At 71.1% G+C, this 16631-nt stretch carries 6 protein-coding genes; all 6 read left to right on the top strand.

Going from position 1 to position 16631, the window contains the following annotated elements; translation table 11 throughout:
- Positions 1 to 233 precede the first annotated feature (233 nt).
- Positions 234 to 1253: a hypothetical protein gene (locus MMA15_RS10610; RefSeq protein ID WP_241058858.1), complete on the top strand. Its 1020-nt coding sequence runs from the start codon at positions 234 to 236 to the stop codon at positions 1251 to 1253.
- A gap of 634 nt (positions 1254 to 1887) precedes the next feature.
- Positions 1888 to 3597, top strand: coding sequence for an ACP S-malonyltransferase (fabD, locus tag MMA15_RS10605; RefSeq protein WP_308290534.1), 1710 nt, complete (start codon positions 1888 to 1890; stop codon positions 3595 to 3597).
- Positions 3485 to 3952 (top strand): thioesterase II family protein, encoded by a 468-nt coding sequence (locus MMA15_RS27865; RefSeq protein ID WP_308290612.1) that lies wholly within the window; start codon positions 3485 to 3487, stop codon positions 3950 to 3952. The genes fabD and MMA15_RS27865 overlap by 113 nt, the downstream gene beginning before the upstream one ends.
- 157 nt (positions 3953 to 4109) lie before the next feature.
- Positions 4110 to 4382, top strand: coding sequence for an acyl carrier protein (locus tag MMA15_RS10600; protein ID WP_241058857.1), 273 nt, complete (start codon positions 4110 to 4112; stop codon positions 4380 to 4382).
- A 4-nt stretch (positions 4383 to 4386) separates the two neighbouring features.
- Entirely contained in the window at positions 4387 to 6357 is a 1971-nt protein-coding gene (gene asnB, locus MMA15_RS10595) for an asparagine synthase (glutamine-hydrolyzing) (protein WP_241058856.1), read from the top strand.
- 15 nt (positions 6358 to 6372) lie between these two features.
- A complete protein-coding gene (locus tag MMA15_RS10590) occupies positions 6373 to 16590 on the top strand; it encodes an SDR family NAD(P)-dependent oxidoreductase (protein ID WP_241058855.1) in 10218 nt (3405 codons plus the stop codon).
- Positions 16591 to 16631: the final 41 nt, after the last annotated feature.

Genomic DNA, 16631 nt, shown 5'->3' with positions numbered 1-16631 from the left:
CCCGGGGGGGCGAGACGCTCCACCCCGTCCGGACTCTGCCGTACCTCTGCCTTACCTCTCCCGGGCCTCTCCCGGAACTGTGCCGTTCCTGTTCCGGACGTAGGCCGACCTGGCCAAAGAACCCCGCCGTCACACATCGGCCGCCCGCCGCCGGTGAATCCCCTTGAAGAGCGCGGAGACCGGACTCCGGCCGCGCAGCGACAGACAACGAACTCGCCGTGAAAGGCGGACACATGGAAACCATCGACCAGCGCCGCTGGACGAAGAGCAGAGCAGTACGGCCCGCAGGACTCGCCCGTACGGCAGTAGCCGCCCTCGCTGTGGCCACGAGCATGCTCGGTGCACTGGCGCTCGGGAGCACCCCGGCCGCCGCGGACAGCTCCTCGTCGCCGACCGGCACGCTCACCAACCAGAAGAACGGCCAGAAGATGGCGGCCTACCAGGACGTGCCCGGCGCCGGCCGAGCGGGAATCACGATCGACAAGGCGATCTGGTGGGGGTTCAAGAACCTCAACTGGACGCTCGAATCGCAGGAAGGCGGCAAGTACCGCCATCTCAAGCTCGCCGACTCCCTGGGGCGTGACTGGTGCCTGAGCAATGTCCCGAGCCCGTACAACACCACATTCCCGACGAGTTTCCGGAGCTGTGACGACTCCAGCGTCCAGGACTGGATCGTGGAGCCCGCAGCCGGGGGCGGCAAGGGCGTGACCATCAGCCCCCGCAACGAACCGGGCAAGCATCTCGCCCCCGTCACCTCGCAGGGGTCGTGGGAGAAGCTGGGTCTCACGTCCTCCACCGACTCCAGCTCCCGCTGGGACTTCTCCGGTGAACTCACGCCCACGCCGCCGCCTCCGCCGCCGGTGGTCAAGCCCACGGTGAAGCCCGTGACCCCGTACTCGGCGAAGGTCAACGGACCCGCGCGGCCCGCCGTCGACGTCGTCAACGACGCCGGCGGGCACGTCGGCAAGCTGACGGTCGCTCTCAAGCCGGGCCCGAAGGGCGTGAAGTTCTACAAGGACCAGACGGTCGTGGTCCAGCGCGAGAACGGATCGAAGGAGCCGTTCCCCTGCGTGGTCAAGCAGGTCTCCTACACGGCGGAGTGCGAGGTCGATCTCGACCTGGACCAGGGCGAGTCGGCGCGGGTCGAGGCTCCCATCTACACGGAGGGCCTCACCGTGGGCGAGATCCCCAGCATCCAGTTCACCGTCGGCGGCGCCGATCCCGCCCGGGTCGACTTCAGGATGACGGAGTAGCACCGGGCAGAACCACAGTGAACAGGGCGGGGGCGGCGGGCAGCCGCCCCCGCCCGCCATGCGTCCCCGTGCGAACTCCCGTACTGCCGCGCATGGTTGTGGAGGAGCGCGTCCCGCCGGGTCCCCCGGCACTGCCGCCGGGGACGGGCGAGGGCCGGATTGTGGTCATGCTCACGGAATTCTTGTGAGCAACGCGAAAACCGACGGGACAGCATTTTGCGGCGTGCTCATGCCAATATTAAGGTTACCGTCGAGTTCTATTCTGTATTCACGCCGGGAAATGTCTGGGTTGTGCGGGGATAGCCGTGGTCGAGGTGCCGGATCTGTCCCGAACGGCAGGGGATCTGTCCGGGTGTTCGGTGGTTCGGCGTGCGGGCCGTCTGTTCTCGATGTGCGTGGTTTTGCGCGCCCTCGGAATTTTAAGGCTCTCTTAACCTTTCCGTAGGCGTCGTTTATGGCGGCTCAGACTTTGAGCATTCCTGAGCACTTCTGCGGGTTGCGGTCGCCGGGCGGTGTCGCGGTGGATGATTTGAGGTTCGCCTGAGACTCCCTTCCTGGGCTAGACCTTGTAATGACAATTCTCTGACCTGCGAAGAGGGGGTCTCTGCGGGGCTCTCCGCGCGTTGACAAGTCCATGGCTCCCGAGCCGGTTGAAGGGGATTCTGTCCATCCCTTGAGACGTTCCGTGCGGACAATCCGCGATTGCGGGTTGCGGGGGTTGCCGCCTACACTCCCGTCAGGCGTTCGAGATCCGCCGTCCTCTCAGGTGCACTCCTTGTGGGCGGAACTGCAATTGGATCGGACTCCTCGTGTTACGTTCTGGTCGACGGTCGGTTCCCGCATTCCGTGTGAGCTTCCCGTTCAATCTTCTGATCCCCGGCGAAGCCATTTATCGGAGTACGGATTCGGTATGTCGATGGTCACGTCAAAAGGCTTGGACTGTTTCGTACTCTTTCCCGGGCAGGGCTCCCAGACGAGAGGCATGGGAAAGGCCCTTTTCGATCGGTACCCCGAGACGGTGTCCACGGCCGGCGACGTCCTCGGATACGACCTGCGCAGGCTGTGCCTGGACGATCCGGACGGCCTGCTCGACGACACGCGCTACACCCAGCCCGCCCTCTACACCGTCAACGCCCTCGCGTACCGGGAGTCCGTGGAGGACGGGGCGCCTGAGGGCGGCTGTCTGCTCGGGCACAGCCTGGGCGAGTACAACGCGCTGCTCGCGGCGGGCGCCTTCGACTTCGAGACCGGGCTGCGGCTCGTGATCAAGCGCGGTGAGCTGATGGCGCAGGCACGGCAGGGCGGAATGCTGGCCGTGCTCGGGCCCGGCGAGGACGAGTTACGGCAGGTGCTCGCCGAGGAGGGCCTGGAGCAGCTCGACGTCGCCAACGTCAACACCCCCACGCAGACGGTGCTTTCGGGGCCCGGCGAGGAGATCGAGCGGGCGGAGCGGATGTTCACGGAGCGCCGGGTGCGCAGCGTGCGGCTGAAGGTGTCCGCCGCGTTCCACTCCCGGCTGATGAAGCCCGCCGGTGACGAGTTCCGGGCCTTCCTCAAGGGGTTCCGCTTCAACCCCCTGCGGGCGACGGTGATCGCCAACGTGACCGCGCGGCCCTACGGCGACGACATCGCGGGCACGCTGAGCGAGCAGATCTACGGGCCGGTGCGATGGCTGGAGAGCGTCCGCCGCACGCTTGCGAGGACCCCCGCCGCGAACGGCAGAGAGGTCGGGCCCGGCACCGTGCTGACGCGGATGCTGCACCAGATCGACCAGGCGCCGGCAAGTCCGGCCGTGTCTGCGAGCGCGTCCGTGTCCGGGAATCGGGCCGCCTCCGCAGATCCCGCCGAGCCCGCCGCCGAGTCCGCCGCCAGGACCGCGACGTCCGCGGTATCGACTCCCGTACGTCCAGCGAGAGTTGCCGTCGCCGCACCGGTCGCCGCCCCCGCCGCCGCCCCCGAGGCGCGCCCCGGCCCCCGGCCCCGCCCCCTGCTCTTCTGCGCTGCCTACGCCGGCGGCGACGAGCGCTCCTACGCCGGGCTCGCCGAGCACTGCCCCGGTATCGACGTCGTCACGCTGGAGCGGCCCGGCCGAGGCAAGCGGGTCTCCGAGCCGCTGCTGACCGAACCCGGGCCCCTGGTCGAGGACATGCTGGCGCGGATACGGGGCCGTATCGACGGGGGCGACGCACCGTACGCGCTCTACGGGCACAGCCTCGGCGCACGGCTGGTCCATCTGCTCGCGCAGCGGCTGCGCGAGGAGGGCCTGCCGGGGCCGCGGCACCTGTTCGTCTCCGGCGAGTGCGGCCCTTCGCTGCCCAGCCGTCCCTTCGCTGCCCAGCCGTGAGCGGTACACCTCGGACCTGCCGACCGACGCTTTCTGGAAGCACCTGAGAGAACTCGGGGGCGTCCCGGACGAGTTGTTCGAGTACGAGGACCTCAAGACCTTCTTCGAGCGTGTGCTGCGTGCCGACTTCACCGTCCTGGGGTCCTGCACGTACACGCCCTCCGCGCCGCTGGACTGCCCCGTCACCGCGATGACCGGCGACGCGGAGGGGCTGACCGACGCGGACGTCGAAGCATGGCAGCGGGAGACCACCGCGCCCCTGACCCGGCACCGCTTCGCGGGAGACCACTTCTTCATCCGGGCTCACTGGCCCGGCATCGGACGCGTCATCACCTCCGGGCTGGCCGCCTGCTGATCCGGAAGGAACGGAACCGACCGCACACGGAACGACCGTAAGAGGACGCGTCACACGCGGCGTCGAAGAGGACGCGCATCCGGCCCGGCCACCCCTTTCCATTCGCCGTGCCGGCTTCCCGAGCCCGAACGAGACCCGTAACGAGACGAGGTACGCCATGAAGCAGGAATCCGAGCAGTACGCGGAACTCAAGAAGTACATGGAAGAGCAGTTCATGTTCGAGTTCGACTCGGAGATCACCGAGGACTCCGACCTGTTCAAGGCGGGTGTGCTCGACTCGTTCGGCTACATCTCGCTGATGGCGCACATCGAGCGGGAGTACGGCGTGAAGTTCGGCGAGGATGCACTGCTCGGCAACGTCTCCGCGTCGCTGTCCGGCATCGTCGACTTCGTGGCGTCGGCACGCCGGCAGACCGCCGAGAGCAGGTAAGCCGGTGTGCGGAATAGCGGGTTTCCACCGAAGTCCCCTGCCCGCGCAGGGCTATCGCGAACTGATCGACGGCATGCTCGCGCAGATCGAGCACCGGGGCCCCGACGAGGCGGGCTGCTTCCTCGACGACCGGACCGCCATGGGCACGGTGCGCCTGAGCATCATCGACCTCTCCTCGGGGTCCCAGCCCATCGGCACCCCCGACGGCCGCTACTGGCTCTGCTACAACGGCGAGCTGTACAACTACCGGGAACTGCGGGCCGAGTTGACGCGCCGCGGAGTGGCGTTCCGTACGGAGTCCGACACCGAGGTCGTACTGACGGCCTGGGCGACCTGGGGGCGGTCGTGCCTCGAACGCTTCAACGGGGCCTTCGCGTTCGCCCTCTACGACACCTCGACCGGTGAACTGCACCTCGCACGAGACCGGTTCGGCAAACGGCCGCTCTACGTGGCACGCCACGAGGGTGCCTGGCTCTTCGCGTCCGAGATGAAGGCGTTCCTCGCCTACCCCGGTTTCGAGTTCGACTTCGACGCACAGCAGCTCGCCTCGGCGTTCGCCACCTGGACGCCGCTGCCCGCACACAGCGGATACCGCGGCATCGAACAGCTCCCCATGGGCGAGTATCTGACGATCCGTGGCGAGGAGACCGAGCGCGGCCGTTGGGCGGCGCTCGATCTGGCCGGAGGAACGCCGCCCGCCACCGAGGAAGAGGCCGTCGAACTGGTCCGCGCCGAGCTGGAGTCGGCCGTGGACGTGCGGCTGCGCAGCGACGTCGAGGTCGGCGTCTACGCCTCGGGCGGGCTGGACTCCTCGATCATCGCGCACCTCACCAAGGAGCGGGCCGGACTGCCGCCGCGCACCTTCTCCATCGAGTTCGAGGACGCCCAGTTCGACGAGTCCGCCGAACAGGAGGAACTCACCAAGCACTTGGGGACGCACCACTCCACCGTGCGCGTCTCCGACAGCGATGTCGTCGAGACCTTCCCCGAGGCCGTCCTCCACGCCGAAGTGCCCGTCTTCCGCACCGCGTTCGTCCCCATGTACCTGCTGGCGCAGCACGTGCGCAGCGAAGGCATCAAGGTCGTGCTCAGCGGCGAGGGCGCCGACGAAGCCTTCCTCGGCTACGGCGTGTTCAAGGACGTACAGCTTCTGTCGAAGTGGCACGAGCTGGACGACGAGACCCGCATGAAGCGCATGGCGCAGCTCTATCCGTATCTGAGCCACTTCAGCGGCGAGGACGAGCACCGCCGGATGCTGGGCCTGTACCGGCAGTTCGCGGAGGAGACCATGCCCGGTCTCTTCTCGCACCAGATGCGGTTCCAGAACGGCAGGTTCGCCGTACGGCTGCTCAAGGACGCGGGCGACCCCTTCGCCGCGGTCAGGCAACTCGTCGCGCAGGAGCCCGGCTTCGCGGAACTGACCCCCGTGCAGAAGGCGCAGTGGCTGGAGTTCAAGACGCTGCTGAGCGGCTATCTGCTCTCCACCCAGGGCGAGCGGATGGCGCTGGCGCACGGCGTGGAGAACCGCTGCCCGTTCCTCGACCCGGCGGTGGTGCGCAGCGCCGCGACGGTCAATCTGCGCTTCGGCGACCCCTTCGACGAGAAGTACCTGCTGAAGCGCGCATACGAGGACGTGCTCCCCGAACGCATCGTCCGCAAGGGCAAGTTCCCCTATCGCGCACCGGACAGCGCCGCGTTCGTGCGGTCACGTCCCGACTACCGCGACCTGCTGACCGACCCCGGCACCCTCGACGACATCGGCGTGCTCGACGCGCGCTTCGTGAGGCGCTTCACCGACCGGGTCTTCGACAGCCCTCCCGAGCGGATCGGCACCAAGGAGAACCAGGCGTTCGTGCTGCTGGCCTCCACGGTCTGGCTGCACCACTGGTACGTGCGGGGCAACGCCCTGCGCCGGGCCCCGCTCGCTGTCCCCCTGTACGTCGTCGACCGGCGCAGCTCCGCGCTGCCGGCCTAGGACGGAGATCCCGCGATGAAGGAAGAAGCCGGCGTCCACGCCGACGGTCCCCTGGGCGGCCCGGTCGAGGGCCCAGCGCACGACCCGGCCGGCGGCCCCGCGGACGGTGACATCGCTGTCGTGGGCCTGTCCCTGCGGCTGCCCGGGTCCCGCGGCCCCGAGGAGTTCTGGGAGCACCTTGCCGCTGGCCGCTCGCTGATCAGCGAGGTGCCCGAGCGGCGCTGGCGCAGAGAGGACCATCTCGGCCACCCGCGCCGTGAGTTCAACAAGACCAACAGCGTGTGGGGCGGTTTCGTAGACGACATCGACTGCTTCGACGCCGAGTTCTTCCATGTGTCGCCGCGCGAGGCACGTTCGATGGACCCGCAGCAGCGGCTGGCGCTGGAGCTGAGCTGGCACGCGCTGGAGGACGCCGGTTACCGGGCGGACCGGGCCGCGGGCTCGCGCACCGGCGTCTTCATGGGCGTGTGCCACTGGGACTACGCCGAGCTGATCGAGAAGGAAGTCGAGGAGGTCGACGCCTACTACCCGACCGGCACGGCCTACGCGATCATCGCCAACCGCGTCTCCCACCACTTCGACTTCCGCGGGCCGAGCGTCGTCAACGACACTGCGTGCGCCAGTTCGCTGGTGGCGGTGCAGCAGGCCGTCCAGGCACTGCAAGCCGGGGACTGCGACCACGCGCTGGCCGGAGGCGTCAACCTCGCCTGGTCGCCACGGCACTTCATCGCCTTCGCCAAGGCGGGCATGCTCTCGCCGGACGGGCTGTGCCGCGCGTTCGACGCCGAGGCCAACGGTTACGTACGGGGCGAGGGCGGCGGCGTCGTCCTGCTGAAGCGTGCGGCGGACGCCCGCCGCGACGGCGACCCCGTACACGCGCTGATCAAGGGCGTCGGCAGCAACCACGGGGGGCGGACCAGTTCGCTCACGGTCACCAACCCCGCGGCGCAGGCCGACCTGATCACCGGCGTCTACCGGCGCGCCGGTATCGACCCCGGGACCGTCTCCTACATCGAGACCCATGGGCCAGGCACACCCGTGGGGGACCCCATCGAGATCAGCGGCCTGAAGAAGGCGTTCGCTGAGCTGAGCGGGGAGAACCCCCGGAAGCGGGAGCCGAGCGGGAACGGGGCGGGGGAGGCGTCGGGTCAGCGGGACGCCTCAGGACCTCCGGAGGTGTCAGGGCACCGCTGCGGGATCGGCTCCGTGAAGACCAACATCGGTCATCTGGAGGGCGCCGCGGGCATCGCGGGAATGCTCAAGGTGATCCTGGCGATGCGCCACCGAAAGCTGCCCGCGACGGTCAACTTCCGCCGCCTCAACCCGCTCATCACGCTCGACGGCAGCCCCCTGTACGTGGTCGACCGGCTCACCGACTGGGAACCGGGCGACGCCGGGACGCTGCGCGCGGGAGTCAGCTCCTTCGGGTTCGGCGGCACCAACGCCCATGTCGTACTGGAGGCGGCCGAGGCGGCCCAGGCAGCCGAGAAGGCGGAAGGCGCGGATGCCGAGGATGAGGCCGGGCAGCCCGTGCGGCTGCCGGTCTCCGCCGCGGACGAGGAGCGGCTGCGCGAGCAGTGCCGCGCCCTCGCCGACTGGGCGCGTGCCCGTACCGCTGAGGGCTCCGCGCCGACGACGGCCGACATCGCGTGCACGCTGCGCGAGGGGCGGGTGCCGATGCGGGAGCGGATCGTCTTCCGCGCGGCGAGCGTCGAGGAGTGGACGGAGCAACTCGCGGCCTTCGCCGCGGGGGAGAAGCCGCCGGCGGGCGCTCTGCGCGGCCGGGCGGAGGACGGGGCCGGAGACGGCCTGGACGCCGACGACGTCGAGGCACTGGTCGCGCGGTGGCTGGAGCGGGGCGAGGAGGAGAAGTTCGCCTCGGCCTGGACGAGGGGCCTGCCCGTCGACTGGTCGCAGTGGCCCAGCGGCGGGCGGCGGGTGCACCTGCCGGGCCAGGTGTTCGCGCGGACGCCGCACTGGTTCCGGCCGGACGCACAGCCGAAGCGGGAGCCGCTGCGGAAGCGGGAGCCGCAGCGGGGATCGGCCTCGCAGCCGGAACCGGAACGGGCACCGGAAGCCGAGGCGGCGAACGGGCCCGTGGCCGACGGGCTGCTCGGTGAGGGAGTTCGCGAGAAGGCGGAGACCGGGACAGCGGAGAACGAGACAGCGAAGAAGGGGACCGGAGGCGAGTACGGGAAAGCGGAGGGCTGGTCCTTCCCGCTGCGCTTCGAGCCCACCGACCCCTTCGTACGCGACCACCTGGTCGAGGGGGCCCGGATCGTCCCCGGCGTGGTGGCGCTGGAGGCGGTGACGGCGGCCGCACGGCGGCCCGCCGTGGCCGGTGCCCGTACCGGCGCTGCCCCGCACATCCGTAACGCCGTCTGGGTACGGCCGTTGCGCGTCGGCGACGGCGGACTCGACGCCCGGCTGCGGCTGACCGCGTCCGGCAGCGGAGACGACGGCGGCTACGACTACGCGATCACCGACGCGCAGGGCACGCCGTACAGCAGTGGCCGCGTCGAGTACAGCGCCGCTCCCGCTCCGGACACCCCCGGCCTCGTGGCGCTTCGCGAACAGCACACCCGTAGCGTCGGCACCGACGCGGGATACGCGGCGCTCCAGGCCAGCGGCATCGAGCACGGCCCGGCGCTGCGTGCACTGCGTGCGCTGCATGCCGCTCCCGGCTCGCTGCTGGCCGAACTGCGCCTGCCCGCCGAGTCGTCGACCGGCCTGGCCCTACAGCCCGCAGTCCTGGACAGCGCGCTGCTGGCAGTCCTCGCACTCGGTACGGACGACGGCGACTGGCGCAGGCCGTCCGCGCCCGCGGTGCCGTTCGCGCTGGACGGCCTGACCGCGTACGCGCCGACCACGGACACGACTTGGGCGTGGCTGCGGCCCGCCGTCGGCGGGCGTACGGGTGCGGCCGACATCGATCTGCTCGACGAGCAGGGGCGGTTGTGCGTGCGTCTCACCGGCTACACCTCGCGGGAGCTGCCGTCCACGGCCGGGACGAACGAGGAGGGGACGTCCGCGCCCTCATCCGCGCCTGGGGCCGGACTCCTTGAGGTCACCGGCGTCTGGACGCCTGCCCCCGTACCCGCTCCCGGCCCGGCTCCCGCTCCCGAAGCCGCCCCCGCCCCCGAACCGGCGGGGACCGGCGTGCCGTTGACCGTGCTGAACGCCGCGCTCGACGCGGACCTCGTCTCAACGAGCGCCGCCCGCCTGGGCGTTGACGTCGAGCATCTGGACGTGCCGAAGGACGCGGCCGACGCGGAGGCCATGAAGGCGGCGTTCGCGGCCTGCTATCCGCATGTGCGGCGGCTGCTCGGCTCCTCCCGGCGCGTTCTGCTCGTCGCTCCGGGCGCACCGGACTCCCCGGTCTTCGCGCCGCTGGCCGCGCTGCTGAAGACGGCCCGGCAGGAGAACCCGTCCTTCCACGGCACGACCGTGCTGCTCGACGGCTTCGACCCGCGTGACACCGCCCGCTTCGAGCAGACCGTACGCACGGAGGCGGCAGCGGCAGCCGCGGCGGACGGCGGGAACACCGCTGACGCCGAGGTCGCCCACACCGCCGACGGCCGCCGGCTGCGCCATGAGACGGCCGAACTGCCGCCGCCCGGCGCCCGCGCGGCGGGCGGGAAAAGTCTGCTCAAGGAGGGCGGCGTCTACTGGATCACCGGCGGCGCCGGTGGGATCGGCCTGCTGCTGGCCGAGCGGCTGTGTCTGCGCCACGGTGCGACGGTCGTGGTCAGCGGCCGGTCGCCCGGCGCACCCGCCGCCGACGCCCTCGCCGCGCGCCTGACCCGGGGCACCCTGATCCATCGCCGTGCGGACGTCACCGATCAGGAGAGCGTGAACGCCCTCGTCGCCGCCGTGCGGGCCGAACACGGCCGTATCGACGGGGTGTTCCACGCCGCGGGCGTACTCGACGACGGCTATCTGGCGACCAAGCCGCTCGCGGGCACCGAGGCCGTGCTCGCGCCGAAGGTGGACGGCGTCACATGCGTCGACGCCGCCACCCGCGCGGCCGGTCTGGACTTCCTGCTGGTGTTCGGCTCGGTGGCGGGCGCGTTCGGCAACGCCGCGCAGGGCGACTACGCCGCGGCCAACGCCTACCTCGACGCGTTCGCCGCGCGGCGGCAGGCGGACGGCCTGACCACCCGTGCCGTCGACTGGCCGCTGTGGGCGGAGGGCGGCATGCGCGTCGACGACGCGAGCCTGGCCTATCTGCGCAAGCGCACCGGCACCGTGCCGCTGCCGACCGACGTGGGCCTGGACGCGCTGGAGCGGGCGCTGCACACGGACTCCCCGGTGCGGCGAGTGGTCCTCTACGGCGACCGCCCGGCGCTGCGCGTATACGCGGGGCTGGAGCGGCCTGCGCCCGCCGAGGCGGCAGCGGGCGGCCCCGCGTCACCGCGGTCCGGCGCTGCGGGCGAGGCGCGTGCCGAGCTGGACGACGCCGAACTCCTCATCAGGACACAGGACTTGCTGCGTGAGCAGTTCGCCGAGGTCACCCTCCAGGACCCCGAGCAGATCCATGCCGAGGAGAAGCTGGAGACGTACGGCATCGACTCGATCTCCATCGTCGATCTGACGAGCAGGCTGGAGGACACCTTCGGGTCGCTGCCGAAGACGCTCTTCTTCGAGTACGTCGATCTGAAGGGCGTGGCGGAGTACTTCGTGGCCGAACACCGCGACAGGCTCCTCGGACTCTTCGCGCCCGCGGCATCCGATGACCCAGCCGTCTCCGATGCGTCCGCCGTCTCCGGGGTGCCCGCCGAAATCGAATCGCGCGCCGTCGCCCAGGCCCCGGCCGTCTCCCCCGCTCCCGTACCCGAAGTGCCCGCCGTACCGGCCGAGTCGGAGACGGCCCTCGCACACCCGCGCACCGGCGCCGCGACGGTGACACCGCGACCGGCGCCGCGCCGGCAGCCCGCAGTACGCGGCGACATCGCCGTGATCGGCATGGCGGGCCGCTACCCGGGCGCCGACACCCTGGAGGAGTTCTGGGAGCTGCTCAGCGAGGGGCGGCACAGCTTCGAGCCCGTCCCCGCGTGGCGCTGGCGGCACAGCGACCTCTACTTCGACGAACGCGACGTGCAGGGCAAGACGACGGTGCGCACCGGCACGTTCCTCCGCGACGTCGACGCCTTCGACCCGCGCTACTTCAGCATCTCCCAGCGCGACGCCGAACTGCTCTCGCCCGAAGTGCGGTTGTTCCTCCAGGCGGGAGTGACGGCCCTGGAGGACGCGGGCTACTCGAAGGAGACGCTGCGCCGCCGCTATGAGGGCGACGTCGGCGTGCTCGTCGGCTCGATGAACAACAGCTACGCCTACTACGGCTTCGAGAACATGCTGATGCGCGGCACCGCGACGAGCGGCAGCGAGGTCGGCGTGATGGCCAACATGCTCTCGTATCACTACGGGTTCACCGGGCCTTCGATGTTCGTCGACACCATGTGCTCGTCGTCGTCCGCGTGCGTGCACCAGGCGTTGAGGATGCTGCGCGGCGGCGAGTGCCGCATGGTCGTCGTCGGCGGCATCAACCTGATGCTGCACCCGTACGACCTCATCGCCACCTCGCAGGCGCACTTCACCACCAAGTCGGCGGATGTGGTGCGCAGTTACGGGCTCGGGGCGGACGGCACGATCCTCGGTGAGGGCGTGGGCACGCTGGTGCTCAAGCCGCTCGCCGAGGCCGTCGAGGACGGCGACCACGTCTACGGCGTCATCAAGGGCAGCGGCATGACCAACGCCGGTGTACGCAACGGCTTCACGGTGCCCAGCCCGCAGCAGCAGGCACGGGCGATAGAGAAGGCGCTGGACGACGCGGGCGTCGACGCGCGCACCGTCAGCTATCTGGAGGGCCACGGCTCGGCCACGTCGCTGGGCGACCCCATCGAGATCAAGGGCGCGAGCCTCGCGTTCGGCCGCGACACCGAGGACACGGGCTACTGCGCCATCGGGTCCGTCAAGTCCAACGTGGCGCATCTGCTGTCCGGTTCGGGCATCGTCGGCCTGACGAAGGTGCTGCTACAGCTTCAGCACCGGACGCTTGCGCCTTCGCTGCACTCCGAAACCCTCAGCCCAGCGATCGACTTCGCGTCCACGCCCTTCGTGGTGCAGCGTGAACGAGCCGAGTGGCGGCGGCCGTCGGTACGCGGCGAAGAGGTGCCGCGGCGCGCTGGAGTCACCTCGATCGGCGCGGGCGGCATCAACGTGCACGTGGTCGTCGAGGAGTTCGACGGCGCCGTGAACTCGGCCGAAGACAGGGGCGGTTCGCAGCTTCTGGTCTTCTCCGCGATGACCCCGCAGGCCATGTCCAAGGTGCTGCGGGACGCCCGCCGCTACGTAGCGCAGGAGGCACCGGGGCTGAACGCCCTCGCCTACACCCTCCAGACCGGCAAGAACGAACTGCCGTGCCGGGTCGCCTTCGTGGCGCGTGACACCGCCGACGCGGAGGCCCGTATCGCCGCGCTGGCGGCCGTCGACTTCACGGCTCGCCCCGCGGCGCTCCCCGACGAGGTGCGCTTCACCGAGAGCACGCTGAAGCAGCGGCGCAGGGTCGAGGCCGCAGACGTCGAACGGGCCCTCGCCGACAGGGACTTGGAGGCGCTGGCCGCGCACTGGGTCGCCGGGGCCTCGCTGGACTGGGACCGGCTGTGGCCGCAGGGGACCCGCCCGGCGAAGGTGTCGCTGCCCGCGTATCCCTTCGAGAAGGTGCGCTGCTGGTACCCCGGGTTCGACGACGCTCCCAGCGTGCTGCGGCCCCTGGCCTTCACGCGGCGGTCACACCCCTGGGTCGGCGTCAACCGCTCCGATCTGCACGGGGTGCGCTTCGCCCTTGAGCTGACCGGTGACGAACTCCTCGACTACGTCTATACGTCGGGCCGCACACGCCGCTTCGCGACCGTGGCCCTGGTGGACGGCGCGCTGGCGTTCGCCCGGCTGGCCGGTCTGGACGGGGCGCTGCGCCTGCGCGACGCACGGTGGGCGCGACTCCCCTCGCCCGCCGACGCCACGGAGGTCTTCGAGTGGCGGCTCGCCGCGTCGGGCGACGGCTCCCACCGCGTGGAGCTGTGGCACGCCGCGCGGGGCACGCTGCACTTCTCCGCCGGGGTGGAGGCCGACGCGGGAGAGGTGACCTCCGGGGACCAACGGCTCGTCGCCGACGGCGAGTCGGGGCCGGCGCCCCGCGCGGCAGTGACGCTCGACGGCGACACCTTCTACGCCTCGCTCGCTGACGCGGGCATCGACGCCCGCCCGTATGCGCGCAGCGTCACCGGTGTGACGGAGGCCGGGGAGCGGCGGCTGCTCGTACATGTCGCCGAACCGCCCATGTGCCAGGACCCGCACAAGCGCAACGTGCTCATCCCCGCATGGGTGCTCGCCGGGCTGGTGCAGGGCGTGCAGCACGCGACGGGCCATGCGGAGGCCACGGCCGTGCGCGTCGCCTCCGTGCACGGCGAGCGGTTCGCCGGCACCCGCGTACTCGTACTGGAACGCACGGGGGCGTCGGTGTTCCGTGTGACGTTCCTGGACGGGGACGGAAGGGTGCTGGGCGCGGTCGAGGACGCGGAGTTCACCGCCGGGGCGCTGCCGAGGTCGCTGGACGGCGGCGCGGCACAGGCGCGGATCGCCCTGCCAGGGGCGGTGCGGACGGCGGCCGTTGCGGCACCGGCACCTGAACTGACGCCATCGGCACGGAAGTTCGCACAGAACGCGGAACCGGAAGACGGGGAGTCCGGGAGCGCGCTCATCGCGGTACTGCGGGAGACGGTCGCCGATCTGCTCAAGTTCGAACTGGACGAGATCGACGCCGACACCCACTTTCACGCATACGGCTTCGAGTCCATCGCGCTGGCGCGGCTGGCCGCGGAGGTCAACGGCCTTCTCGGCACGGACATCAGCCCGGTCGTCTTCTTCGAGTGCCCCGACATCCGCAGCCTCGCCGAGCACCTTCGCGACCAGTACGACGCGGAGGGCACGGCCCGCGCCCTGCGCGGCGCCGAAGACGAAGCCGGTGCCGAAGTCGGGAGCGGGCGCCTGGAGGCGTCGCCCCTGCGTGGGCCTGAGCCCGTAGCGGCAGAGGCAGGGCCGGAGCCGGGGGCCGACGCGGAGTTCGGAGGGGCCGTGGCCGTCGTCGGCGTGGCGGGGAAGTTCCCCGGGGCGCCGGACGTCGACGCGTTCTGGCAGCGGCTGCGCGCCGGGGACGACCTGGTCGGCGACTACCCCGGCGACCGCTTCGACGGGCACTACGCCGAAGTCGTGGCCCGCTCGGACTTCCCGAAATTCGCCGGTCGCCTCGACGACGTCGATCAGTTCGACGCGGACTTCTTCAGCCTGTCCCGGCTGGAGGCCGAACTGATGGACCCCCAGCACCGGCTGGCGCTGGAGACCGTATGGGCGGCGCTGGAGGACGGGGGCTACGCCCCCGCACGGCTGCCGGAGAACACCGGCGTCTGGTTCGGCGTCTCCGGCCACGACTACCACCATCTGCTCAACGCCAGCGGAGTGGCGCCCGACGGCTTCACCGCCACCGGCAACGCCCACTCGATGCTGGCCAACCGGATCTCCTTCGTCCTCGACGTGCACGGCCCCAGCGAACCGGTCGACACCGCCTGCTCCAGCTCGCTGGTCGCGCTGCACCGCGCGGTCGAGAGCATCAGGGCGGGCCGCTGCGACATGGCCCTGGCGGGGGGCGTCAATCTGCTGCTGAGCATCGACACCTTCGCCGCGACGCACATGGCGGGCATGCTCAGCCCCGACGGCCGCTGCAAGACATTCTCCGCCGACGCGGACGGCTACGTACGTTCCGAGGGCGTCGCCGTGGTGCTGCTGAAGCCGCTGGCGAAGGCGGTGGCCGACGGCGACACGATCTGGGGCGTCGTACGCGGCAGCGCCGAGAACCACGGCGGCCGCGCCGGTTCGCTCACCGCGCCCAACGCCAACGCGCAGACGGCGCTCATCCAGGACGCCATGCGCGGCACCGACCCCGACAGCGTCGGCTACGTCGAGGCACACGGCACCGGCACCAGCCTGGGCGACCCGGTGGAGATCGGCGCCCTCGACAGCGCCTACCGCGCGCTGCGTTCGGCACACGGACGCACGGGCCACGGTCGCACGGGTCGCACGGGCCGTACGGGGCGTACGGAGAGCGGCACCGCACCCGTCGCCCTGGGCTCGGTGAAGACGAACATCGGGCACGCGGAGTCCGCGGCCGGGCTGGCCGGAGTCGTCAAGGTGCTGCTGGCCATGCGCCACGGCGAACTTCCGCCCACCCTGCACTGCGACCGGCTCAACCCCCATCTGCCCCTGTCCGGCGGCGAGTTCGAGGTGGTGCGCGAGGTGCGCCGCTGGGAGCCGCGGCTCGATGCCGACGGGCGGCCGTGGCCGCTGCGTGCGGGCGTGAGCAGCTTCGGCTTCGGCGGGGCCAACGCCCACGTCGTGCTGGAGGCCGCGCCGCCGTACGGTTCGCCGTTCTCGGCGCGACGCGTGCACGGGCCGCAGGCCGTGGTCCTCTCCGCCCGCGACGGCGAGCGGCTGCGGATCTCGGCCGAGCGCCTCAGGGACTTCCTGCGGCGGCGGCATGCGGACGACAGTGCGCCCGAGTTGGCGGATCTGGCCTTCACCCTCCAGAACGGCAGGGAGGCGATGGAGTCGCGCCTCGGCTTCGTGGCCGAGGACACCGGGGGCGTGCTCGACGTACTGGACCGCTTCCTCAAGGGCGAGGAGCCCGGCGGCTGGCACACCGGCACGCTGAGGCGCTCACGCGGCGCGGGGGTACGGCGCGACGGGGCGCAGGACCCGCGGGTGACCCGTGCGCTGGGGGAGGGTCGGCTCGACGAGGCCACCGAGCTGTGGTGCGAAGGAGCGCTCGTCGACTGGCGGTCGCTGCACCCGGCGGGGGAGCGCCGCACCGTGCGGCTTCCCGTGTATCCCTTCGCGCGCAGGCGCTACTGGGTGCCGGTGGACGGCACCGGATCGCTGCCGCCCTCCGATGCCGCTGCTTCCGGCACGGACCCCGAAGACTCGCGGCCTGAAGACTCGCGACCCGGAGACTCGCCGCCCGACGGCGCAGGTCCCGAAGTGGCAGCCCCCGGCGGGCAGTTCGCCGCCGACGCCCCCGAAGCCGGGCCTCCCGCCGCCGTCTTCGATGCCGGTGCCTACGCCGCGGTGCTCGACGCCGTGCTCGACGGCAGCGCCGACCCGGACGAACTCGGCCGGGTCTGATGCCTCCCGTCGTCCCCTCTGCCTTCCCTGTCCCCTCTTCG

Origin of the sequence: Streptomyces marispadix, from assembly GCF_022524345.1 — a bacterium.
In the GTDB taxonomy this organism is placed as follows: domain Bacteria; phylum Actinomycetota; class Actinomycetes; order Streptomycetales; family Streptomycetaceae; genus Streptomyces; species Streptomyces marispadix.
This window is presented reverse-complemented; position numbering and strand designations above follow the sequence as displayed.

What these genes read in the sequence shown, in the direction of transcription:
- MMA15_RS10590 (WP_241058855.1), top strand. Translation starts at nt 6,373, where the DNA reads ATGAAGGAAGAAGCCGGCGTCCACGCCGACGGTCCCCTGGGCGGCCCG.
- fabD (WP_308290534.1), top strand. Translation starts at nt 1,888, where the DNA reads ATGGCTCCCGAGCCGGTTGAAGGGGATTCTGTCCATCCCTTGAGACGT.
- MMA15_RS10610 (WP_241058858.1), top strand. Translation starts at nt 234, where the DNA reads ATGGAAACCATCGACCAGCGCCGCTGGACGAAGAGCAGAGCAGTACGG.
- MMA15_RS10600 (WP_241058857.1), top strand. Translation starts at nt 4,110, where the DNA reads ATGAAGCAGGAATCCGAGCAGTACGCGGAACTCAAGAAGTACATGGAA.